Genomic DNA, 22,047 nt, shown 5'->3' on the forward strand with positions numbered 1-22,047 from the left:
GACGAACGCGATGAAGTACATGTTGATGATGTACGAGACCGACAAGGACTGGGTCGGCGCACCCGAACAGGAAATCCAGGACTCCATGAACGAGCACATCGCGTTCACCCAATACCTGGACGGACGCGGCGTCGCCTGGTCGGGGGAGGCACTGCGGCCCTCGACGTCGGCGACCACACTGCGGCCCAGCGCCGACGGGCTGGCCGTCACCGACGGCCCCTACGTCGAGCTGACCGAGCATCTGGGCGGCTTCTACGTCATCGAGGCCCGCGACCTGGACGACGCCCTGGACATCGCCCGGCGCTGCCCCATGGCCACCGGCATCGAAGTACGCCCGATCTGGGACGTCGACACCCTGGAACAGGAGGCGCGGAACGCGTGACCGGCGTCGACGCCGCCGTGGCGGAGGCGCACCAGCGGGGGTGGGCGGAGACGCTCGCCACCGTGGTGCGCCTCACCCGCGACCTGGACGAGGCCGAGGACGCCGTGCAGGAGGCGTTCGTCTCCGCGCTCGCCACCTGGCCGCGCACCGGCGTGCCCCGCAACCCCGTCGCCTGGATCACCACCACCGCCCGCCGCAAAGCCCTGGACCGGATGCGCCGCCGCGCCACACTCGCCCGCAAGCTCCCGCTGCTCATCGTCCCCGCCGAGCCCGACGACTTCGACGGCTTCGAAAGTCCCGACCGCGGCGAAAGCACAGCGGCGGCGGGACCACAGGACGACAGGCTGCGGCTCATCTTCACCTGCTGCCATCCGGCGATCGCGCCGCAGGCGGCGGTCGCCCTCACCCTGCGGCTGGTGTGCGGCCTGCACGTCCCCGAGATCGCCCGGTTGTTCCTGGTGACCGAGCCGACCATGGCCGCCCGCCTCACCCGCGCCAAGAAGAAGATCCAGGAAGCCGGCATCCCCTACCGCTCTCCTGGCGGCGACGAGCTCACCGAACGCCTCCCGGCCGTCCTGGCTGTGATCTCGCTGCTGTTCACCGAGGGGCACACCGGCAGCCAGGGCACCACCCTCACGCGGCCCGAGCTGCTCGACCAGGCGATCCGGCTCGCCCGGCTCCTGGCCGAGCTGCTGCCCGGCGAAAGCGAGGTCACCGGCCTGCTCGCGCTGCTGCTCCTGCTGGACTCCCGCCGCGCCACCCGCGTCGGCCCCGGCGGCGACCTGATCCTGCTGGCCGACCAGGACCGCTCCCGCTGGAACACCGACGCGATCGCCGAGGGACGCGCCCTGGTCGAACGCGCGCTGCGCACGGCCCGCCCCGCCGGCGCCGGCCCCTACACCGTGCAGGCCGCGATCGCCGCGCTGCATGCCGAGGCGCCCACCGCCGCCGACACCGACTGGCCCCAGATCGTCGCGCTCTACGACGTGCTGCTGCGGGTGCATCCCTCCCCCGTCGCCGCGCTCGGCCGCGCCGTCGCGGTGTCGATGGCGGCCGGCCCCTCGGCGGGCCTCGCCGAGCTCGACCGCATCGCCGGCGACCCCCGATTCGCGCACTACCACCGCCTCGACGCCGCCCGCGCCCAGATGCTGGAACGCCTCGGCCGGCACACCGAGGCACGCGCCGCGTACCGCCGCGCCGCCGAGGCCGCCCGCAATCCCGTCGAACGCGACTTCCTCACCACCCGCGCCGGCGAAGCCGAAACAGGCCCGTCACGGGCGTGATGCCGGCACCGGCCTGAAAGCCGTCACCGGCCGGAAGCCCTCACCGGCGCGTCCGCCCCACGGTCAGGCGGCGGCGAGCTCGGCGCGCAGCATGTCCAGCCCCATCGGGCCCAGGTCCAGCGCACGGCGGTGGAAGGCCTTGAGGTCGAACGCCGCGCCCTCGCGGCGCCGGGCCGCCTCCCGCGCCTCCAGCCACACCTTCTCCCCCAGCTTGTACGCGATCGCCTGCGCCGGACGCCCCAGATACCGGTCGATCTCGAACTCCACCGGGATGTCGGGCGTGGTGTGACCGCGCAAGAACGACAGCGCCAGATCCGGCGTCCACCGCTCCCCCGCGTGGAACCGCACGCCCTTGGGGATCTCCAGCTCCAGGTGCAGGCCGATGTCCAGCACGATCCGCGCCGCGCGGAACCGCTGGCCGCCCGCCCACATGCCCAGCCGGTACGCCGGGTCGGTGAAATAGCCCAGCTCGTCCATCAGCCGCTCGGCGTACAGGCCCCAGCCCTCGCAGTGGCCCGGGAACAGCTCACCGGCCAGCCGCTGGAACCGGTTGAGCGTCGTGGTGTTGAGCGTGGTGACCCCCAGCTGCAGGTGATGGCCGGGCACGCCCTCATGGAACATCGTCGCCGGGACGCCCCAGGTCACGATCTCCTGGTCCGGGTCGGCGACGCCCCACCACACCGTGCCGGGCCGCGACAGGTCCTCGGCCGGCGCCAGGTAGTAGATCCCCTCCTCGTTCGGGATCCGGCACTCGACCCGGCGCAGCGGCGCGGGAATGTCGAAATGCGTCCCGTCCAGATCGTCGATGGCCTGGTCGGCCAGTTCCTGCAGCCACGCGCGGAACCGCTCGGCGCCGCGGACCCGGTACGCCGGGTCGGAGTCCAGCGCCGCCAGCACCACCCGCAGCGGCTCAGCCGGCACGATCCGCTCCGCCGCGTTGTCGATCTCGGTGCCGATCCGGGCGAGCTCCTCCCACCCCCACGCGTAGGTCTCCTCCAGATCCAGCCGTGTCCCCAGGAAGTCCCGTACACCCAGCTCGTAGCGTTCCCGGCCGAGCGCGTCACGTTCGGGCGCGGCGGGCGCCAGCTCACCGGTCAGGAAAGCCGCGAACCCGGCCGTGGCCCGCGCGGCGGCACGCGCCGCCTCGTCGAGCTCCCCGCGCAGCGGACCGTCGCCATACCCGGCCCCCAGACTCGCCAGGTAGGGCTCCATCTGCGCGCAGGCGCGGGCGTTCCGCAGCACCTGCCGCCGCGCCGCCACCCGGCCGTCCCGCCGCGCCAGCGACAAGCTCGTCCGCAACCCCTCAAGCGTGCCCGGCAACGCCCGCAGCCGCGACGCCATCGCCTCCCACGGCGTGCGCGGGCCGTCGTCCAGCAGCTCGAACGCCTGCCGCAGCCGCTGCAGCGGCCCGTCGGTGGTGTCCAGGAAGCTGTCGTTGACCTTCGCCTCCTCCAGCGCGAGCTCGACCTCCAAGCGCTCACGCAGCACCCCGGCCGCGACCCGCCCGCCGTCCCCGGCCGGCCCGCCCGCCGTCAACGCGTTCAGCTCGGCGAGGGTACGGCGGGACAGGTCGGCGCGCGCGGCGAAACCCTCCGGGCTGTAATCAGTGAGGTTCGCCTCCTGCCCGGCGATCCCCATCATCGCCGCGCGGCACGGGTCCAGGGCGGCGAAGCCGTCCACGTACCGGTCAGCGAGGACATCCAAAGCGATCATGATCTCAGGCTACGACCGGGGCGCCCATCAGCGTGACCCGCCCGCCGGGTCAGCGTGCTTCGGCGTCAGCGTGATTCGGCCGCCAGCCGGATGCCCAGGCCCACCAGCACCACGCCCGAGACCTGCTCCAGGCGGCGCCGCGCTCCCGGCCGCTCGAACAGCCGCCGCGCCGCGACCACCAGCCACACGACCCCCGAGTACCAGATCAGGTCGATCAGGGCCCACAACACCGAGAACGCGATCAGCGTCACCAGCACCGGCGCGCCCTCCGGTACGAACTGCGGCAGGAACGACACCGCGAACACCCCGGCCTTCGGGTTCGCGAAGTTGGTGATCAGGCCGAGCCGGAACGACCGCCACCCCGGCACCGGGACGTCCGCCGCCTCGAACTCCGGCGTCTGCGTCGCCGGGCCCCCGCGGCGCGCCTGCCACAGCGCCTTGGCGCCGAAATAGACCAGGACGGCCGCCCCCGCGATCCGCAGCGCGTCGTAGGCGAGCTGGGACGCCGCCAGCAGCGCCGACAGGCCCAGCGCGGCGGCCACGCCCCACACCACCACACCCGCCTCGTTCCCCAGCGTCGTCAGCACCCCGGCGCGGCGCGACCGCATCGACTGCCGCATGATCACGACCGTGCTCGGCCCCGGGGCCATGGCGATCAGGAACGCGGCGCCGGTGAAGGCGAGAAGACTCTCCAGCATCCAGCCATGATCGCGTGGCGTCCACGGTGAACGCAACGCATATCGCGCCGGTCCAGACCCGCCCCCGGCTCAGACCGGGCCGCCCCCGTCGTCGGAATTCCCGGGGGACGGCGTCGGAGTCGGGGTCGGCGAGGGGGACGGGGTGGTCGGCGACGGAGTCGGCGTCTGCAACGTCGGCTCGGGCGGCGGCGGTGGCGGATCCTTCACCTTCGGCTGGCACGCGAACAGCACCAGCATGAGCAGCGCCAGCACCACCAGCACCGCCGCCAACGTCAAGATCGCAGACACCAGGCCGCGCTCGGTCCGTTCCACCGTGACCATTTGCGGCGGCGCAGGCTCGGGCGGCCGTTGCAGCGCCGGCGCGCTCGACCCCTGCCAGTACGGCTGGAACTGCGGCCCCCGGCGGCGGCCGCCCCAGCGGCTCCGGAACGCCCCCTCCAGCATCACCGAATCCAGGAAGCGCTCCGCGCCCACCCGATCGGGTCTGCCCGCGTCGTACAGCACCGCCACCCACGGCGCCGGGCCGTCCGGCTGCGCGGCCACCACCGGCGCCGGCCCGTCCGGCCCGAACTCCGGCGGCCGCCCCGACCCCGGCAGCGCCGCCGTGATCGCCGCGCGGAACCGGTCCCGCGCGGCCGCGTCACCCGCCGCGCCCCGCGTCAGCACCGCCACGCTGGCCCGGCGGCCCTCATGATCCTCACCCAGGAACACGATCCCGGCGGAGGTCTCCGACAGCCGCGCCGAAAGCCGGTACGGCCCCAGCTGGGCGGGGTCTCCCGGTGGCAACGGCCTCGACATGGCCGTCAGACTAACAACGCCGCCAAACCGACCACCCCGGCGGCCACACAGATCACCAAGGACGTGGGATGGACGTGGGGATGGACGTGGGGATGGACGTGGGGATACTGCGCGATTGGGTACAGATGATCGCGTAGGGTCGAAAGGCGCCCGACCGCACCCGGAGGACCGTGTGGCCTCCCAGACGACGAGGACTCCCAGATGACCGTGGCCGCCCACGACGTCGACCAGGCCGCTGCGCTGCTGCAGCACACCGTGGCCGAGGTCAAGAAGGTCATCGTCGGGCAGGAGCACATGGTCGAACGGATGGTCGTGGCCCTGCTCGCCAAAGGCCACTGCCTCGTCGAAGGCGTGCCCGGCGTCGCCAAGACCCTCGCCGTCGGCACCCTCGCGCAGGTCGTCGGCGGCACGTTCGCCCGCCTGCAGTTCACCCCCGACCTGGTGCCCTCCGACATCGTCGGCACCCGCATCTACCACCCCTCCACCGAGCAGTTCGACGTCGAGCTCGGCCCGGTCTTCGTCAACTTCGTCCTCGCCGACGAGATCAACCGCGCCCCCGCCAAGGTCCAGTCGGCGCTGCTGGAGGTCATGGCCGAACGCCAGGTCTCCCTCGGCGGCAAGACCTACCCCCTGCCCAAGCCGTTCATCGTCCTGGCCACCCAGAACCCCATCGAGTCCGAGGGTGTCTACCCCCTGCCCGAGGCGCAGCGCGACCGCTTCCTCATGAAGATCGACGTGCACTACCCCGGCGCCCATGAGGAGCTCCAGATCCTCCAGCGCATGAGCGTCGACCCGCCCGAGGCCGCCGAGGTGCTCGACCCCGAGCAGCTCACCACCCTCCAGCGCGCCGCCGAAGAGGTCTCGGTGCACGAACTGGTCGCCGACTACATCGTCCGGCTCGTCATGGCCACCCGCGAACCCGAGCAGTACCGCCTGCCCGACCTGCGCCGCGTCATCGAGATCGGCGCCAGCCCCCGCGCCACCCTCGGCCTGGTCGCCGCCGCCCGCGGCCTCGCCCTGCTCAACGGCCGCGACTACGTCCTGCCCGACGACGTCCGCGCCGTCGCCCGCGACGTCATGTCGCACCGCGTCGTGCTCACCTTCGACGCCCTCGCCGACGGCGTCGAGACCGCCGACGTCATCAACCAGATCCTTGTTGCCGTCCCGCCACCCCGCGTGGTGTGGAACCACGGCGTCGCGGTGGCGACACCATGATCTCCCTCCGGCGGTCCCGCAACGGCCCGAAGCTGGCGGCCCTCGCTCCCGAACGCACCCTCAAACGGCTGGAGCTGGCCGTCACCCGCCGCCTCGACGGGCTCCTGCACGGCGAGCACATGGGCCTGATCCCCGGCCCCGGCACCGAACTCGCCGAAGCCCGCCTCTACCAGCCCGGCGAGGACGACATCCGCCACATGGACTGGGCCGTCACCGCCCGCACCACCACACCCCACGTCCGCGACCTCATCGCCGACCACGAACTCGAAGCGTGGGCGCTGGTCGACCTCACCCCCAGCATGGACTTCGGCACCGGCACCATGGTCAAACGCGACCTCGCCGTAGCCGCCCTCGCCGCCGTCGGGTTCCTCACCATCCGGCTAGGCGACCGCGTCGGCTCCTACCTGCTGCAGCCCGACGGGCTCCGCCGCCGCCCCGCCCGCACCGGCAAAGCCGCCATGTACTCCATGCTCCAGGCCATCCTCGACGCCGAACCCGGCCCCCGCGCCGACGGCGCCCCCGACCTCGCCGCCGGGATCACCGCCCTGGACCGCGGCCAGGCCCGCCGCGGCCTCCGCGTGATCATCTCCGATTTCCTCCCACCCCACGACACCGCGCTCACCGCGGCCGCCGGCCCCGGCACGGCCCCGCCCTGGGAACGGCCCATGCGCCGCCTCGCCGCCCGCCACCAGGTCCTCGCCGTGGAGATCATCGACCCCCGTGAGCTGGACCTGCCCGACATCGGCCTGGTCGAGATGACCGACCCCGAGACCGGCGCCGTCCACGAGATCGTCCTCAACAAGAAGGTCCGCGCCCGCTACGCCGCAGCCGCCGCCGCCCAGCGCGAGCACACCCGCGCCGCGCTCCGCCGCAGCGGCGCCCACCATCTCGTCCTGCGCACCGACCGCGACTGGATCGCCGACGTCGCCCGCTTCGCACTCCGTCAGCGCCGCGCCGCCGGCCGCACCGTCGCGCCGGGGGTCCGCCCATGACGTTCCTGTCACCCGAACGGCTCTTCCTGCTCGGCCTGCTCCCGATCCTGGCCGGCGCCTACATCGTCTTGCAGCTGCGCCGCCGCCACTACGCGGTCCGTTTCACCAACCTCGCCCTGCTCTCCCAGGTCGCACCCAAGCGGCCGGGCTGGCGCCGCCACGTTGCCGCGGGGCTCTTCCTCACCATGCTGCTCCTGATGATGATCGGGTTCGCGCGGCCGGCGACCGCGGTCAAGGTCCCCCGCGACCGCGCCACCATCATGGTCGCCGTCGACGTCTCCCTGTCGATGATGGCCAAGGACGTGGCCCCCGACCGGTTCGGCGCCGCCAAGGAAGCCGCCAAGAAGTTCATCCAGGACCTGCCCCGCCGGTTCAACGTCGGCGTCGTCTCGTTCGCCGGCAACGCCAACCTCGTCGCCGCGCCCTCGGCCGACCGTGAGGCCGCCATCAACTCCATCGACCGGCTCGTCCTGGCCAAACGCACCGCCATCGGCGAAGCCGTCTTCACCTCCCTGCAGGGCATCCGCTCCTTCGACGCGCAAGCCAGCAACGACCCGCCACCCGCCCACATCGTGCTGCTGTCCGACGGCGACAACACCACCGGCCGCACCGTCCAGGAAGCCATCGACGCCGGCCGCGCCGCCCACGTCCCCGTCTCCACCATCGCCTTCGGCACCCCCTACGGCACCGTCGACATCGAAGGCGAGACCACCAGCGTCTCGGTCAACAAGGAAACCCTCCGCACCCTCGCCGAAGGCACCACCGGCAAAGCCTACGAAGCCGCCGACGGCAACCAGCTGTCAGAGGTCTACGCCAACATCGGCAGCTCCCTCGGCTGGAAGACCGAACACCGCGACGTCTCCGCCCGCTACACCGGCATCGCCCTGCTCTTCGCCATCGCCGCCGGCGGCGCCTCCCTCGCCTGGTTCTCCCGCCTCCCCTGAACGCCGCGCAACCGAACCCCGCGCAACCGAGCGCCGGGGACCTCAAGGCCGCGCAACACGCCCGGCGCTGATACGGTCGGCCGACGTGGGGGAACATTACTTCGCGAACCGGCCTGAGGCCGCCAGCAAACCGCGCAGCGTCGATCTCGTCCTGCCCGACCTGCACCTGCGGCTGGAGACCGACCGCGGGATGTTCTCACCCGACCGCATCGACCTCGGGACCCGCATCCTGCTCGAAACCGTCCCCCCGCCGCCCGCCACCGGCACCCTGCTGGACCTGGGCTGCGGATACGGCCCCATCGCCCTCACCATGGCCACACGCTCGCCGCAGGCGAGCGTTGTAGGGGTAGACGTCAATGAGCGAGCGCTCGCCACGGCTGCACGCAATGCCACAGCCGCGGGCCTTGACAATGTAAGGTTCTGCCTGGTGGACGAGGCCGACCCCGGGCTGCGCTTCGACGCCATCTGGTCCAACCCGCCGATCCGCATCGGCAAGGCCGCCCTGCACGACCTCCTGCTCACCTGGCTCCCCCGCCTCACCCCCGCCGGGACCGCCCACCTCGTCGTCCAGAAACACCTCGGCTCCGACTCCCTGCAGCGGTGGCTGAACGACCAGGGCTTCCCCACCCGGCGGATCGCCTCCCGCTCCGCCTACCGGATCCTCGCCGTGTCCGCCCGTACAGAAGGCCAGACCTCATGAGCACGCCCGCCGAGCGCAGGCAGCTGCGCCCCACCGACGTCAAACGCCTCAACCGGGACTGGCGCCGGCGCACCGAGGCGCGGCTCGGCCTGCTGGTGGAATCGGTCACCCAGCCGTTCAACATCGGCTCGATCGTCCGCAGCGCCGCGGTGTTCGGCGTCGACCACCTCTGGCTGGCCGGCAACTCCACTCCCCCGACCCACCGCAACGTCGCCAAGACCGCCCTCGGCACCGAACGCCTCGTCCCCTGGGAACACGCCGGCACGCCCGCCGAGGCCGCCGCGGCGGTGCGCAAGGAAGGCATGCGCCTCATCGCGATCGAGCTCACCACCGACGCCGTCCCGCTGCACGAGGCACCCCTGGACGGCGACGTGTGCCTCGCCGTCGGCGGCGAGGACCACGGCTGCTCCCCCGCCCTGCTCGCCGCCGCCGACGCGGTCGCCTACATCCCGCAGATCGGCCGCGTCGGCTCGCTCAACGTCGCCGTCGCCACCGCGATCGCCCTGGGCGAGGCCCGCCGCCGCGAATGGGCCGGCTAGCGACTCCCGGGCCGGCCAGCGGTTCCGCGCGGCTACCCGCCCAGCAGCGCCGCGAACTCCTCCAGCGAGATCTTGCCGTCCCCGTTCGCGTCGGCCTGGACCACGACCTCCACCGCACGCGTGCTGCTGACGTCCTGCCCCAGCGCGCGCATGAGGTTCTGCAGCTCGGCCGTCGAGATGTAACCGTCACCGTCGGCGTCGACCATCTCGAACGCCGCCCTGTAGTCGTTCACGTCAGCCACTAGGCGCACCTCTCGTCATGGATCTTCCAGCCTCAGGACGGTAGCGCAGCCCACCGCCTTGACAAAGTAAGGTCGCACAAGACCGCGGCGCCCGCCATACTCGGGTGAGTGCCGCGCAGCTATGCATTCCTGGACCACGCCGGCCCGATCCCGTTCGCCCACCGAGGCGGCGCCGGGGGCCGTCCCGAAAATTCCATGGCCGCCTTCCAGCGCGCCATCGACCTCGGCTACCGCTACCTGGAGACCGACGCGCACGCCACCACCGACGGCGTCGTGGTCGCCTTCCACGACCGCACGCTGGACCGGGTGACCGACAGTTCCGGCGCGATCGCCCGCCTCCCCTACGCCCGGGTCGCCAAGGCCCGCATCGGCGGCACCGAGCCCATCCCCCGCCTCGAGGACATCCTCGGCACCTGGCCCGAGGCCCGAGTCAACATCGACCTCAAGGACGCCCCGGTCATCGGCCCCCTCGCCCAGGCACTGCACCGCACCCAGGCCTGGGACCGGGTCTGCATCACCTCGTTCTCGACCCGCCGCCTCGCCCAGATGCGCGCCCGCCTGCCGCTGTTCACCGACCGCGACGTGTGCATGTCCCTCGGCCCGCGCGGCGTGATGGCGCTGCGCGCCAAGTCCTACGGCGGCGCCACCGACAAGCTCGTCCGCCTCGCCGCGACCGGCATCGCCTGCGCCCAGGTCCCCCACGGCCTCGGCCCCGTCCCGTTCGTCACCGAGGCGTTCGTCTCCAAGGCCCACGACCTCGGCCTCAAGGTCCACGCCTGGACCGTCAACGACGCGCCCGACATGGACCGGCTCCTCGACCTGGGCATCGACGGCATCATGACCGACGAGCTCATCACCCTCCGCCAGGTCATGACCGCGCGCGACCTCTGGCCCCGCGCCACCGCCCAGCCCCAGGCCTAGCGCCCCCAGGCGCCCTGTGCGCCGCTCGGCGTCACCGGGTGAAGCCCGGCGGGCGTGGTGGGCGCGGCGGGCCTCCTGGACGGTACTGAGCGGCGATGCGCATCGGCTGCGCCCGCGTCACCTGCTGCTGCTCGGTCTCCTCCGGGACGGGGCCGGACTGCGTCAGGTCGATCCGGCCGTCCTTGAGCAACCGCAGCAGCTCAAGGTCCTCCGCGGAGACGATGGCGGCCATCACCCTGCCACGGCGGGTCAGCGCGATCGGCTCGCCCGTGTACGAGACCCGGTTGACCAGATCTGCAAAGTTCGCTCGCGCTTCCGTAACCGGCACATCCACAGGATTCATCGTATAGCGAACTCCTCTGGCCTCCCGTGAGTACGAAACGTACGCTTCGGACATCTCGTACCTACTGTACAGAGAGAAAGGGAGTCACTCATGGATGTGGCGATGCCGGGGTTCGGCGGCGAAGGCGCGGAGGTGTTCGCGCCGCGGATGAGGGCCACAGTGGCGGAGGCGCCCATGCTGGCGGAGGCGGCGCTGTACGAGCGGCTGCTCGCCGAGCGGATCATCTTCGTGGGGCAGGAGGTCGACGACCAGCTCGCCAACCGCGTCTGCGGGCAGCTCCTCCTGCTGTCGGCGCAGGACGGGCGGCGCGACATCACGCTCTACATCAACTCCCCCGGCGGCGTGGTCGACGCCGGGATGGCGATCTACGACATGATGCAGTTCGTGCCCAACGACGTCTCGACCGTCGCGCTGGGCATGGCGGCCTCGATGGGGCAGTCGCTGCTGTGCGCGGGCACGGCGGGCAAGCGGTACGCGCTGCGGCACGCGCGGATCATGATGCACCAGCCGCACGGCGGCATCGGCGGCACCGCCTCCGACATCAAGATCCAGGCCGAGCAGACGCTGTACCTCAAACGGACCCTGGCCGAACGGACCGCGTTCCACACCGGGCAGCCGCTGGAGAAGATCGAGGCCGACTCCGACCGGGACCGCTGGTTCACCGCCGAGCAGGCCCGCGAGTACGGGTTCGTCGACCACGTCATCGACAGCACCGAGCGGGTGGGAGCATGACGGAAGGACGCTACGTGCTGCCGTCGTTCGTCGAGCGCACCTCGTACGGGATCAAGGAGATGAACCCGTACAACAAGCTGTTCGAGGACCGCATCATCTTCCTCGGCACGCCCGTCGACGACACCGCGGCCAACGACATCACCGCCCAGCTGCTGGCGCTGGAGGGCATCGACCCCGACCGGCCCATCAGCCTCTACATCAACTCCCCCGGCGGCTCCCTGACCTCGATGCTGGCCGTCCACGACACCATGCAGTACATCCGGCCGGAGATCGAGACCACCTGCGTCGGGCAGGCGAGCTCGGCCGCGGCGATCCTGCTCGCCGCGGGCACCCCCGGCCGGCGGGCCGCGCTGGTCAACTCCCGGATCCTGCTCCAGCAGCCGGCCACCGACGTCCAGCGCGGCCAGTCCAGCGACCTGGAGATCCAGGCACGGGAGATCATCCGGATGCGGGAGCGGATGGAGGAGATCCTCGCCGAGGCGACCGGCCGGGACCTGGCCGAGGTCGCGGCCGACATCGACCGCGACCGGTTCTTCACCGCCGCCGAGGCCCGCGAATACGGCCTGATAGACGAGGTTCTCAGTTCCCGCAAGGGATACGGCCGCTGAAACTTTCTCCCGCGCGGCGCAGTACGGCCGAAACTACAGGGTTGGATCCGGTCTCCTGCGGGAATCTTGTCTCGGCATAGAGCGTTGGGGATTACAAGACCGCAAGCCGTCTGGGAGGCACGTGACGATGGCCGAGCGCGCACTTCGCGGCACCCGACTCGGAGCTACGAGCTACGAGAACGATCGCAACACCGATCTGGCCCCTCGGCAAGAGGTGGACTACACCTGTACAAAGGGCCACCGGTTCACCGTGACGCTCGCAGCCGAGGCCGAGGTGCCGATGACCTGGGAATGCCGCAGCTGCGGCGCCACCGCGCTGCGGGTGGACGGAGAACTGCCCCAAACCAAGAAGGGCAAGCCTCCGCGCACCCATTGGGACATGCTCATGGAGCGCAGGACACTCGAGGACTTGGAGGAGGTCCTCGCCGAGCGCCTGGCGATCCTGAGAGCAGGGCGCAGGAAGACCGCATGATCAGCACCGCATGATCAGCCCGACTGCGTGATCAGCTGAAAGGGCCCGTACCGTCTGCAGACGGTACGGGCCCTGCTGCTTGTCCGGATTTGACGCGCCCGGATTGCCGCGTCGGAGCTGCCGCGTCGGAGCTGCTGTGCCCGGGCTGCTGTGTCTGGCCGGGCTGCGCCACTGGGCGGTGATGCTGCACCGCCGGGCGCTGAGGAGGTCTCAGGGGCGCTTTTCGTCGTCGTCGACGACCTCGCCCCGGACGACCGGCCCGCGCGGCGTCCCGGCGCCCTGAGAGCCGCCGGAGGCGGCGCCGAACGGGTCGAAGCCCGGCCCGGGGAACATCGGCCCGGCCCGTGTCTGCGCGATCTTCACCCGCCGCCCCGCGTACGCGGCCAGCAGCCGCCGGACCCCCGGCCGGGTGAACGGCAGCACGAACAGGAAGCCGAAGAAGTCGGTCACGAACCCCGGCGTCAGCAGCAGCACGCCGCCGACCAGGACCAGCGCCGCGTCGGCCAGCTCCCGGTCGGGCATGACGCCGCGCTGGAGCGTGTCCTGCAGCGCCCGCCACGCACGCCTGCCCTCACGCCGGACGATCCAGCCGCCCAGCAGGCTCTCGACCAGCAGCAGCGCCACGGTCCACCAGCCGCCGATCACCTCGCCCACCTGAATGATCACGTAGATCTCCAGGATCGGCATCACCAGGAAGGCCAGGACCATCACGAGCGCAAGCATGGTTCCATCTTCGCGTAGGAGGGTTGTCTCTGCCCCTGTCAACGCCGGGGATCAGCCGATCGTTTCCCCGGCCGCGCGAGTATGCGCAGGGCGAAACGCTGCGCAGGACGAAAACAGGGCCGGTCCAGCGCCGGCCCAAGCCGCCGATCCAGCGCCGTCGGCTCAGTCCCGCCGGCTCAGCGGCGGGAGCGCAGCTTGGCCGTCCGGGCCTCCACACCCCACCGGGTGATGCGCAGCATCGCCTCGGCCATGATGTCGCGGCTCATCTTGCTGCTGCCGTGGGTGCGTTCCACGAACGTGATCGGCACCTCGTCGACCTTCAGGCCCTGCCGCAGCGCGCGCAGCGCCAGGTCGATCTGGAAGCAGTAGCCGCGCGAGTCGACCCCCTCCAGGCCGATCTTCTGCAGGGTCGCGGCGCGGAACGCGCGGTAGCCGCCGGTCGCGTCGTGCAGCGGCACGCCCAGCATGAGCCGGGTGTAGGTGTTGGCGCCGCGCGACAGAGCCTCCCGGCTCTTGGGCCAGTTGAGGACCTTGCCGCCCGGCACCCAGCGCGCCCCGATCACCAGGTCGGCGTCGACGAGCGCGGCGAGCAGGCGCGGCAGCTCCTCGGGCTGGTGGGAGCCGTCGGCGTCCATCTCGACGATGACGTCGTAGCCGCGTTCCAGAGCCCACCGGAAGCCCGCGATGTAGGCGGGGCCCAGCCCCTCCTTGCCGGTCCGGTGCAGCACCTTGACGTGCTCGTCGGACTCGGCGAGGGCGTCGGCGAGCTCGCCGGTGCCGTCCGGGCTGGCGTCGTCGACCACGAGCAGGTCCACCGACGGCGCGGCCTCTCGCACCCGCACGACGATGCTCTTGATGTTGTCCCGCTCGTTGTAGGTCGGGATGATCACGAGCACCCTGCCGAGCTCGGCTGGGATCTCCATCGGTGTCTACTTCCCCTCGTTCTTCCTGCGGGTGGTCGCCACGGCAACACCGGCCGCGCCGACGGCCAGCAACGCCAGCACCCACTCCGGCTTGGCCCCGAGCCGGTCCGACAGCGTACGCGAGGTGCGCGCCGGCACGCTCGCCACCTGGATGTCGGGGGTGAACTCCCGGGACTTGTCGATCATCGTCCCGTCCGGCGCCACGATCGCGCTGATGCCGCTCGTCGCCGCAACCAAGATCGTACGGCCATGCTCGACCGCGCGCAGCCGGGACATCGCGATCTGCTGCGGCGGCAGGCTGGTCTTGCCGTAGGTGGCGTTGTTGGTCTGCACCACCAGGAGGTTGCCCGCGGCGACGTCGCGGACCTCCTTGTCATAGGCGACCTCGAAACAGATCACATCCCCGACCGTGACCGGTCCCAGCCGCATGACGCCCGAGCGGGTGCCCCTGGCGAAGTCGCGCGGGATGCGCTCGAAGCGGGTGATCAGCTTGGTGAGGACGTCGCGGAACGGCAGGTACTCCCCGAACGGCACCGGATGCCGCTTGACGTAGTAGTCACCGGGGCCGCTGCGCGGGTCCCAGACGATGCCGCGGTTCTCCACGCGCTCGCCGTCCGGGGTGTCGACGAGGGCGCCGACCAGCACCGGGACGCCGATGTCGCGGACGGCGCCGTCGATCGCGGTGTAGGCGTCGGGCTCGGCGTACGGGTCCAGGTCGCTGGCGTTCTCCGGCCACACCACCAGCTCGGGCCGCGCGACCTGCCCGGCGCGGACCAGCCGGGCCAGCTCGCGGGTCTGCCGCACGTGGTTGTCGAGCACGGCCTTGCGCTGCCCGAGGAAGTCCAGGCCGAGCCTCGGCACGTTGCCCTGGACGACGGCGACGGTGACCGGGTCGCCCGCGGTCGGCGTCGGGATGGCGAACCCGCCCCCGACGATCGCGGCGGCGGCGCCCAGCGCGACCGCCAGCGGCCGTGCGGCCGTCCGCAGTGAGCCCTTGCGGTGGTCGAGCACGATCACCGCGGCGTACGCCAGGAGGCCGCCGATCAGGGCCGTGAGGAAGGTGACCAGCGGCGCGCCGCCGAGCGAGGCGTAGGGGGTGAGCGGGGTCGCGGTCTGGCTGAACGCCAGCCGGGCCCAGGGGAAGCCGCCGAACGGCACGTTGCCGCGCAGCAGCTCCTCGGCGACCCACAGGGCGGCGGCCCACACCGGCCAGGCGGGCAGCCGGATCACCAGCGCGATCGCGGCGCCCAGCGGTATGAAGTACAGCGCCTGGACCAGGCTCAGGAGGATCCAGCCGTCGGGGCCGATCTTGGCGATGCCGGTGAGGACGGGCAGGAAGAACGCGGCACCGCCGACGAAGCCGAGCCAGGCGGCGGTGCGGCCGCGCAGGCCGCGCAGCGCCAGGGTGAACATCGCCACGCCCACGGGCGTGAGCGGCCACAGGTCGATCGGCGGGAACGCCAGCCACATGACCAGGCCCGACGCGATCGCCAGCAGTGTCCGCGGCCACCCGGCGCGGCCGTTCGTCCGCCCGAACGCCACCAGGCGCGCGGTGCGCCCGCGAGGGGCGTCGGCGCCGGGCTTGCCGGCGGAATCGGGCTCGCCGCCGGAACCGGCCGCCGCCGGTGTCCGGTCCGGGAGGGTCTCCTGCGCCACCATGGCTCCTGTCGCAACACCACTGGGTCGAAAACACCACTGGCGGGAACGCTACCGCTCACGCGGGCCTGACACGACCAGGAGGTGGCAAGGGAGAGGCGCCGGGGCAACGGAACAGGAGCGCCGGGGCACGGAAGAGGGCCCGTGACATCCATCGGGCCGGAGTCGTCTCACAGGCGGTGAGAACGATGATGCTCCGTTTTCTACTGGATGTCCGGGCCCTTCCCGGGTCCAAGCCCCCGCCCGATCGGGCGGCTCCGCCGTGACGCGGCTGCCGGTCACCTGCACCTGGCTCGGACGGGATCGGGCGCGAATCCGCACTCGTGCCCGTCGCGGCGCGGTGTCCGGTGGCGCCTCGGGCGGCCGATCGGTGAGTCCCGTGCTGGACTGCAGCAAAACTACCGGCTTCCGGGCCCTTGTCAACCGCTTCACGTCCTGCGCGGACCCCTTGTTTCACAAGGTGAAAACCATGATCGGGACACGTTCGCAAATCACGGTGGTCACAAGGGTCACAACTGCGGCGGCGCCGGTTCGGGCACCACCACCGTGCCGGTCGCGGTGACCACGATGATCGGTTCGCTGAGCACTTCGGCGGCCGACTCGCCCTTGCCCGGGGTGCCCCGGCACACCACCCGCGCCTCGAACTCCAGGGTGCGGCTGCGGCGGCCCACCCGGGCGACGGTCGCGGTGGCCTCGACCACGTCACCGGCCCGCAGCGGCGCGCGGAACTGCACGTCGGAGTAGGACGCGAACAGCCCCTCGTCGTTGTCGGTGCGGATGCAGACCTCGGTGGCGACGTCGCCGAACAGCCCGAGGACGTAGGCGCCGTCCACGAGATCGCCGGCGTAGTGGGCGTGGGCGTACGGCACGTACCGGCGGTGCGTGACCACCAGCCCTTCGAAACCCTGCCCTTCGAGGCTCTGCCCCTCGATGCTCTGCCCCTCGATGCTCTGCCCCTCGATGCTCTGGCCGGTCACTGGGTCGCCTCCCCGGGCAGCAGCGCGTGGACGAGATAGCTGGCGACCTCGGCGGGCGTGGTGCCCTTGCCGAAGATCCGGTCGACGCCGAGGTCCTCGGGCGTGACGGTATCGAAGCGGGGCCCGCCCACAACCAGCAGCGGGCGGCCCATCCCGGCGGCGACGGCCGTGGGGTACTCGGCGTGGAACGCGGCCGCCATCTGCTTGGTGTTGTGCAGGTGGGCGTTCCTCTGCGTGACGACCTGGGAGACCAGCACGGCGTCGGCGTTCTCGGCCTTGGCGCGTTCGACCAGCTCTTCGACCGTGACCTGGGCGCCCATGTTGACCACCTGGACCTCGCGGTAGTACTCCAGGCCCTTCTCCCCCGCGAAGCCCTTGACGTTGAGGATCGCGTCGATCCCGACGGTGTGGGCGTCGGTGCCGATGCAGGCGCCGACGATCACCAGGCGCCGGCCCAGGGCGGCGCGGATCGCCAGGTTGACCTCGTTGGCGCTCAGCAGGGGGTACTCCCGCCCTTCCGGCACCGGGATGGAGGCGTAGTCGATCAGGTGGCCGACCCGGCCGTAGACGATGAAGAACGTGAAGTCGGGGCCCATCGGCTTGGCGTGCACCACGCTGGCCGGGTCCAGCCCCATCTTCCCGGCGAGCTGGAGCGCGGCCGCGTCGGCGCGCTTGCCGGCCGGGACGGGCAGCGTGAACGACACCTGCACCATGCCGTCGCCGGTGGTGTCGCCGTAGGGCCGGATGACCTGCCGGGTGTCGGCGGGCTCGGCCGGGGCCTGGGTGTGGGTGCTCCCTGCGGGATGCGTGCTTCCTGGCGGTGGGGTCATGCCGGCACCTCCTCTGTGTGAACGCCGTGGTGGGCATGCGGATCCTCGGCGTCGAGGATCTCGATCGCGGGGTTGAAGTACCCGCCGGCGCGTTCGGCGACGCCGTCCAGGCCCTTGCCGCGGTCGGCGGGGCGGCGGGTGATGCCGAACGTGCCGTCGGCGATCGCGTTGAGCAGCCCGTCGTCGCAGATCCGGTCGAGCAGGTCGATGGACTCCGACAGCACCTGGCGGGCCCGCTGCGCGACGAACCCGCCGGGGCGCGGCACGAAGTCGTCGGCGAGGCCGCCGCAGGCGTCCCGGACGTAACGGACGTTCTCCAGCGCCAGGTCGCGGTCCGACAGCCAGGGCGTGTGGATGCCCTCGGTCATCATCCCGATCAGGATGATCGACTGCCCGGTCATGACGCCGGCCAGGTTGAAGAACGCGTCCAGCAGGTAGCCGGCGAAGATGTTGCCGGTCATGTGCTTGGTCGGCGGCATGTACTTCAGCGGCGCGTCCGGGAACAGCTCGCGGACGAGCTGCGCGTGCGCGAGCTCCAGCCGGAACGACTCGGGGATCGCCGGGTTGATCTCGAACGCGTGGCCGAGCCCGAGCTGGGCGTCGGCGAGCCCCGCCTCGTGCCCGAACCGCTCGTTCAACAGCTGGCTGACGATGACGGTGTGCGCGGCGTCGACCGCGTCGGCCGTGGTGAGGTAGTTGTCCTCGCCGGTGTTGATGACGATCCCGGCCCGCGCGTGGATCTGCCGCGAGAAGCGCTGGTCGATGAACGTCCGGCGCGGGTTGATGTCGCGGAAGATGATCCCGTACATGCAGTCGTTGAGCATCATGTCCAGGCGTTCGAGCCCGGCCAGCGTCGCGATCTCGGGCATGCACAGCCCCGAGGCGTAGTTGGTGAGCCTCACGTAACGCCCCAGCTCCCGCGAGACGTCGTCCAGGGCCGCCCGCATCAGCCGGAAGTTCTCCTGCGTGGCGTACGTGCCGGCGTAGCCCTCCCGCGTCGCCCCCTCCGGCACGAAGTCCAGCAGCGACTGCCCGGTCGAGCGGATCACCGCGACGACATCGGCGCCCTCCCGAGCCGCCGCCTGCGCCTGCGGGATGTCCTCGTAGATGTCTCCCGTGGCCACGATCAGGTAGATCCAGGGCTGCGCCGGATCGCCCACCTCCGCCAGCACCCGGTCGCGTTCGGCGCGCCGCCGGTCGATCGCGGTGATCCCGGCCCGGGCCGCCCGCCGCGCCGCTTCTCGCGCGTTCACCTCGTCGGTCCCGGCGGGGAGCCGGAAGGACACCCGTCCCCTCGCGGCGGCCTCGGCGAGCTCGATCAGGGAGCCGTGCGACCCGTTCACCAGCGCGTCCCACACCGGGAGCGCTACGCCGTGCTCCAGGCCGACCTGGTCGCGGACGGCGTCGGCGAGATGGTTGGCCCAGGGGCGGCCGTCGCTGTCGGCGCCGGCGAGGCCCGCCAGCCGCAGCAGTGCCCGTTCCACCGAGACCGTCGTGTGGGTCCGGGCCATCTCGATGATCGGCTCGGCGGCGCGGGCGGCCAACCGTCTGGCGCGCCCTGCCACCGCCGGGTCGAGATCGAGTTTTCGCTGCGGCGTCATTGCCGACCCCCTCGAACAATCGTCCGTATTGATGGGCTTCCTACGGGAGATCCTCCGGCAAACAGACCCCGATCCGCAAGAACCTCAACTATCTCAACCGAACCTGCCGAGGAGGCCGACGACGCGGCGTGTCACCCCTGTGCCGCCCCCGTGCCGCTACAGGCCGGGGATCTGGCCGTTCCTGAAGGCGTCCACGAAGAGCCTGTGATCGTCGCGGACGACCGAGGCGTACTCCATGCCGAACGCCACCATCGCCTCGACGAACGCCTTCTCGTCCGGGCCGACCGCCGCGTTGATGGCGTCCTCCACCTGGAACCCGACCAGGGTGTGGTCGGAATCGGTGTCGGACACACAGTGGATCTTGGCGGTGGCGCGGCCCAGGTCGTCGAGCACCGAGAGCATCTCCTCGGGCTCGGTGAGGGTCGACCAGTCCAGGTCCTCCTCGTAGGGCGAGAGCTCCTGCACGACGTAGCCGACCCCGTCCAGCTCGGTGTAGCCCAGCCACGGGTCGGTGTTGGCCTGCAGCGCGCGCCGTGAGACGGCGGTGCGGTGGCCGTGGTGGTGGAAGTAGTCGCGGATGCGGGGGTCGTCGACGACGCGGCTGGGCGCGGCGACGTTGCCCTGCTTCATCGACAGGACGACGTCGTTCTCCAGAGCCTGGGTGTTGCCCTCCACCAGGATGTTGTACGCCGACAGCCCGGCCGAGCCGATGCCGAACCCGGAGGCGCCCACGATGTCCTTCACCTGGTAGGTGATGGGACGCAGCCGCTTGTCGACGGGGATCGTCTGCAGGTACGCCTCGTACGCCCGCTCCACCTTGGCCCGCTCGGCCTCGCCGAGGCGGCGCACGCCCGGCCGGTTGCGGAACCGCCGCTCCTGCTGGTCCACCAGCGTCATCTCGTCGAGCAACTCGATGCGGGTGTTGGCCAGCGCCGCCACCAGCACGGCGCGGATGTAGCCGTCGGTGTTGTCGAGGGTGAGCGCGAACTCGTGGTCGTCGTCGTGCTCGGCGAAGTGCCTCACCTGGTCCACGTAGGCGCGGACGTAGGTCTCGATCAGGCGCTGGATGTCGGAGTCGGAGATGGCCTTGCCCCACGCCATCAGCGCCAGGCTGGCCACCAGGCGCTTCACGTCCCAGGTGAAGTGCCCGACGTAGGCCTCGTCGAAGTCGTTGACGTCGAAGATGAAGATGCCGTCGTCGTTCATGTAGGTGCCGAAGTTCTGCGCGTGCAGGTCACCCTGGATCCAGACGCGGCCGGTGCGCTCGTCGGCCCAGGGGTCCTCGTCGTGGATGATGTCGGCGTAGAACAGGCAGGCACTTCCCCGGTAGAACGCGAACGGGTCGGACGCCATCTTGCGGAAACGGCGGCGGAACTCGGCGGGACTGCGCTCCATCAAGTCGGAGAAGGCGTCGACCAGGACCTCCACGATCTGGCCCTGACGTTGCTTGGGGTCACGCTCGCGCAGTGACCGGGTGATGCTCGCCATCACAGTGCTCCTCGATGATCCGGTGGGTCGTCCCGGTCATTGTGGTTGGTTCCCAGCCTCTCGGGCGGTGAACAACGCGCGAATCGCCGGTTCCGACCTGAACAAGTCCAATGCCAGATCGACGTGCCCCGGGACATAGCCGTTCCCGATCAGCATCGTGACGTCCGCCGCCAGGCCCTCGGCGCCCAGCGCGGCGGCGGCGAACGAGGTGGCCATCGAGAAGAAGATCACCGTGCCGCCGGGCGCGGTGGCCAGGATCGCGCCGTGCTCGCAGCCGGGCACGTCCACGCAGACCACGGTCACATCGGCGGGCTCACCCAGGGCCGCGGCCACGGCGACCGGGTCGCGCGCGTCCGCCCGGACGACCGTGTCGGCGAGGCCGGTGGCCGCCAGGCGGCGCTCCTCCTCTTCCGTGGGCACCAGCCCGATCGTGCGGGCCGCGCCGGCGCGGCGGGCCGCCGCCAGCGACAGCGACCCGCTCTTGCCCGCCGCGCCCAGCACCGCCACCACCGGTCCGCCGCGCGCTGAGCCACCAGAGGCTGAGCCACCAGAGGGGGAACGACCCTCCACACCCCCCGGCGCGGGTCCGCCGGGCCCCTCGTGCCGGCGGACCACGCGATGGGTGAGTGCCGGCGCGCCGCACACGTCCATCACCGACAGCGCCAGCGGCACGGGCAGGTCGGCGGGGAGGACGGCGGCGATGGAACACGCGAAGAGGATCGCGTGCCCCTCGGCCGGGATCTGTTCGGACCGCCCGTCCCAGCGGGCCAGCCCGTCGGTGATGGCGAGCGGGGTGAGGGTGAGCGAGACCAGCGTCGCGATCCGGTCCCCCGGCTTGAGGCCCAGCGGCGAGTCCGGCCCCGCCTCGTCGACGACGCCGACCAGCATGCCGCCCGAGCCGGTCACCGGGTTCTGCATCTTGCCGCGCGCGCCGATGATCGCCAGTACCTCGCGGCGGACGGCATCGGGATCGCCGCCGTGCGCGGTGTGCAGCTGCCGGTAGGAGGCGGCGTCCAGGTTGAGCCGCTCCACCCGTACGCGCACCTCGTCCGGGCGGATCCGGGGATCGGTGTCGAGCCGCGCGGCGGCCTGGGGCAGCACCCCCGGCGGATCCAGGACCCGGTGGAGCCCCACCGGGGACGTGCTCATGCGTGGATCACCCATATATCCGCCCGCCTCGCCTCTCTTGTCCGGATTGGCATCCCGGAGGATATCCGGGGTACCACTGGTTCATACGGAATTCTTCCCGTAACGTCCGTCTCGGACA

General features: G+C 71.6%; 24 protein-coding genes. 11 read left to right on the forward strand and 13 right to left on the reverse strand.

Translation table 11 applies throughout. The features are described from left to right. The first annotated feature begins 10 nt into the window (after positions 1 to 10). Both ACH34W_RS11470 and ACH34W_RS11475 read left to right on the forward strand, forming a co-directional pair. The gene (locus ACH34W_RS11470) at positions 11 to 382 is read left to right on the forward strand and encodes a YciI family protein (RefSeq protein WP_395960772.1); all 372 of its coding nucleotides are present in this window, start codon (positions 11 to 13) and stop codon (positions 380 to 382) included. After that, positions 379 to 1,665, forward strand: a complete 1,287-nt coding sequence (locus tag ACH34W_RS11475; protein WP_395960773.1) for an RNA polymerase sigma factor — start codon at positions 379 to 381, stop codon at positions 1,663 to 1,665. Before ACH34W_RS11470 ends, ACH34W_RS11475 begins: the two co-directional genes overlap by 4 nt. Before the next feature lie 63 nt (positions 1,666 to 1,728). Here ACH34W_RS11475 and ACH34W_RS11480 read toward each other — a convergent pair whose 3' ends face one another. From ACH34W_RS11480 to ACH34W_RS11490, 3 genes are all read right to left on the reverse strand, one after another. Continuing rightward, positions 1,729 to 3,378 carry a DUF885 domain-containing protein gene (locus ACH34W_RS11480; protein WP_395960775.1) on the reverse strand — a complete coding sequence of 550 codons (1,650 nt, stop codon included), beginning with the start codon at positions 3,376 to 3,378 and terminating at the stop codon, positions 1,729 to 1,731. A 65-nt stretch (positions 3,379 to 3,443) separates the two neighbouring features. Beyond that, positions 3,444 to 4,076, reverse strand: coding sequence for a LysE family translocator (locus tag ACH34W_RS11485; protein ID WP_395960776.1), 633 nt, complete (start codon positions 4,074 to 4,076; stop codon positions 3,444 to 3,446). 69 nt (positions 4,077 to 4,145) lie between these two features. Then, positions 4,146 to 4,874: a hypothetical protein gene (locus ACH34W_RS11490; RefSeq protein ID WP_395960777.1), complete on the reverse strand. Its 729-nt coding sequence runs from the start codon at positions 4,872 to 4,874 to the stop codon at positions 4,146 to 4,148. 201 nt (positions 4,875 to 5,075) lie between these two features. Here ACH34W_RS11490 and ACH34W_RS11495 point away from each other — a divergent pair, with 201 nt between their 5' ends. The 5 genes from ACH34W_RS11495 (at position 5,076) to ACH34W_RS11515 (ending at position 9,264) form a co-directional block, all read left to right on the forward strand. Beyond that, a complete protein-coding gene (locus ACH34W_RS11495) occupies positions 5,076 to 6,089 on the forward strand; it encodes an AAA family ATPase (protein ID WP_395960778.1) in 1,014 nt (337 codons plus the stop codon). Further along, positions 6,086 to 7,081, forward strand: a complete 996-nt coding sequence (locus ACH34W_RS11500; RefSeq protein WP_395960779.1) for a DUF58 domain-containing protein — start codon at positions 6,086 to 6,088, stop codon at positions 7,079 to 7,081. The genes ACH34W_RS11495 and ACH34W_RS11500 overlap by 4 nt, the downstream gene beginning before the upstream one ends. Then, entirely contained in the window at positions 7,078 to 8,025 is a 948-nt protein-coding gene (locus tag ACH34W_RS11505; protein ID WP_395960780.1) for a VWA domain-containing protein, read from the forward strand. The genes ACH34W_RS11500 and ACH34W_RS11505 overlap by 4 nt, the downstream gene beginning before the upstream one ends. Positions 8,026 to 8,110: 85 nt before the next feature. Beyond that, entirely contained in the window at positions 8,111 to 8,725 is a 615-nt protein-coding gene (locus ACH34W_RS11510; RefSeq protein ID WP_395960781.1) for a class I SAM-dependent methyltransferase, read from the forward strand. After that, a complete protein-coding gene (locus tag ACH34W_RS11515) occupies positions 8,722 to 9,264 on the forward strand; it encodes a TrmH family RNA methyltransferase (protein WP_395960782.1) in 543 nt (180 codons plus the stop codon). Before ACH34W_RS11510 ends, ACH34W_RS11515 begins: the two co-directional genes overlap by 4 nt. A 32-nt stretch (positions 9,265 to 9,296) precedes the next feature. Here the strand turns inward: ACH34W_RS11515 and ACH34W_RS11520 are convergent, their stop codons facing one another. Continuing rightward, entirely contained in the window at positions 9,297 to 9,506 is a 210-nt protein-coding gene (locus tag ACH34W_RS11520; protein ID WP_395960784.1) for an EF-hand domain-containing protein, read from the reverse strand. Positions 9,507 to 9,614: 108 nt separating this feature from the next. Here ACH34W_RS11520 and ACH34W_RS11525 point away from each other — a divergent pair, with 108 nt between their 5' ends. Next, the gene (locus ACH34W_RS11525) at positions 9,615 to 10,427 is read left to right on the forward strand and encodes a glycerophosphodiester phosphodiesterase (protein ID WP_395960785.1); all 813 of its coding nucleotides are present in this window, start codon (positions 9,615 to 9,617) and stop codon (positions 10,425 to 10,427) included. Between the two features lie 31 nt (positions 10,428 to 10,458). On the opposite strand, the gene ACH34W_RS11530 is transcribed toward ACH34W_RS11525, so the two are convergent. Further along, positions 10,459 to 10,770, reverse strand: coding sequence for a type II toxin-antitoxin system Phd/YefM family antitoxin (locus ACH34W_RS11530; protein ID WP_395960786.1), 312 nt, complete (start codon positions 10,768 to 10,770; stop codon positions 10,459 to 10,461). A gap of 147 nt (positions 10,771 to 10,917) precedes the next feature. Here ACH34W_RS11530 and ACH34W_RS11535 point away from each other — a divergent pair, with 147 nt between their 5' ends. From ACH34W_RS11535 to ACH34W_RS11545, 3 genes are all read left to right on the forward strand, one after another. Then, positions 10,918 to 11,502: an ATP-dependent Clp protease proteolytic subunit gene (locus tag ACH34W_RS11535; RefSeq protein WP_395961169.1), complete on the forward strand. Its 585-nt coding sequence runs from the start codon at positions 10,918 to 10,920 to the stop codon at positions 11,500 to 11,502. Continuing rightward, the gene (locus ACH34W_RS11540; protein ID WP_395960787.1) at positions 11,499 to 12,110 is read left to right on the forward strand and encodes an ATP-dependent Clp protease proteolytic subunit; all 612 of its coding nucleotides are present in this window, start codon (positions 11,499 to 11,501) and stop codon (positions 12,108 to 12,110) included. The genes ACH34W_RS11535 and ACH34W_RS11540 overlap by 4 nt, the downstream gene beginning before the upstream one ends. Before the next feature lie 127 nt (positions 12,111 to 12,237). Further along, positions 12,238 to 12,582, forward strand: coding sequence for an RNA polymerase-binding protein RbpA (locus ACH34W_RS11545; RefSeq protein ID WP_395961170.1), 345 nt, complete (start codon positions 12,238 to 12,240; stop codon positions 12,580 to 12,582). 210 nt (positions 12,583 to 12,792) lie between these two features. Here ACH34W_RS11545 and ACH34W_RS11550 read toward each other — a convergent pair whose 3' ends face one another. From ACH34W_RS11550 to ACH34W_RS11585, 8 genes are all read right to left on the reverse strand, one after another. After that, a complete protein-coding gene (locus ACH34W_RS11550; protein ID WP_395960788.1) occupies positions 12,793 to 13,305 on the reverse strand; it encodes an FxsA family protein in 513 nt (170 codons plus the stop codon). Positions 13,306 to 13,481: 176 nt separating this feature from the next. After that, on the reverse strand, positions 13,482 to 14,228 hold the full coding sequence (locus ACH34W_RS11555) for a polyprenol monophosphomannose synthase (protein ID WP_395960790.1): 747 nt from the start codon (positions 14,226 to 14,228) through the stop codon (positions 13,482 to 13,484). 6 nt (positions 14,229 to 14,234) lie between these two features. Then, the gene (gene lnt, locus ACH34W_RS11560; protein ID WP_395960791.1) at positions 14,235 to 15,887 is read right to left on the reverse strand and encodes an apolipoprotein N-acyltransferase; all 1,653 of its coding nucleotides are present in this window, start codon (positions 15,885 to 15,887) and stop codon (positions 14,235 to 14,237) included. A gap of 506 nt (positions 15,888 to 16,393) precedes the next feature. Then, positions 16,394 to 16,861, reverse strand: coding sequence for a hotdog fold domain-containing protein (locus ACH34W_RS11565; RefSeq protein WP_395960792.1), 468 nt, complete (start codon positions 16,859 to 16,861; stop codon positions 16,394 to 16,396). After that, a complete protein-coding gene (locus ACH34W_RS11570; RefSeq protein ID WP_395960793.1) occupies positions 16,858 to 17,691 on the reverse strand; it encodes an OAM dimerization domain-containing protein in 834 nt (277 codons plus the stop codon). The genes ACH34W_RS11565 and ACH34W_RS11570 overlap by 4 nt, the downstream gene beginning before the upstream one ends. After that, positions 17,688 to 19,292 (reverse strand): lysine 5,6-aminomutase subunit alpha, encoded by a 1,605-nt coding sequence (locus tag ACH34W_RS11575; RefSeq protein WP_395960794.1) that lies wholly within the window; start codon positions 19,290 to 19,292, stop codon positions 17,688 to 17,690. The genes ACH34W_RS11570 and ACH34W_RS11575 overlap by 4 nt, the downstream gene beginning before the upstream one ends. Positions 19,293 to 19,448: 156 nt before the next feature. Further along, positions 19,449 to 20,780, reverse strand: coding sequence for a DUF2252 domain-containing protein (locus ACH34W_RS11580; RefSeq protein ID WP_395960795.1), 1,332 nt, complete (start codon positions 20,778 to 20,780; stop codon positions 19,449 to 19,451). Positions 20,781 to 20,816: 36 nt separating this feature from the next. Next, positions 20,817 to 21,929: an L-erythro-3,5-diaminohexanoate dehydrogenase gene (locus tag ACH34W_RS11585; RefSeq protein WP_395960796.1), complete on the reverse strand. Its 1,113-nt coding sequence runs from the start codon at positions 21,927 to 21,929 to the stop codon at positions 20,817 to 20,819. Positions 21,930 to 22,047: the final 118 nt, after the last annotated feature.

Origin of the sequence: Actinomadura sp. 6N118 (genome assembly GCF_044326415.1) — a bacterium.
GTDB lineage: Bacteria > Actinomycetota > Actinomycetes > Streptosporangiales > Streptosporangiaceae > Spirillospora.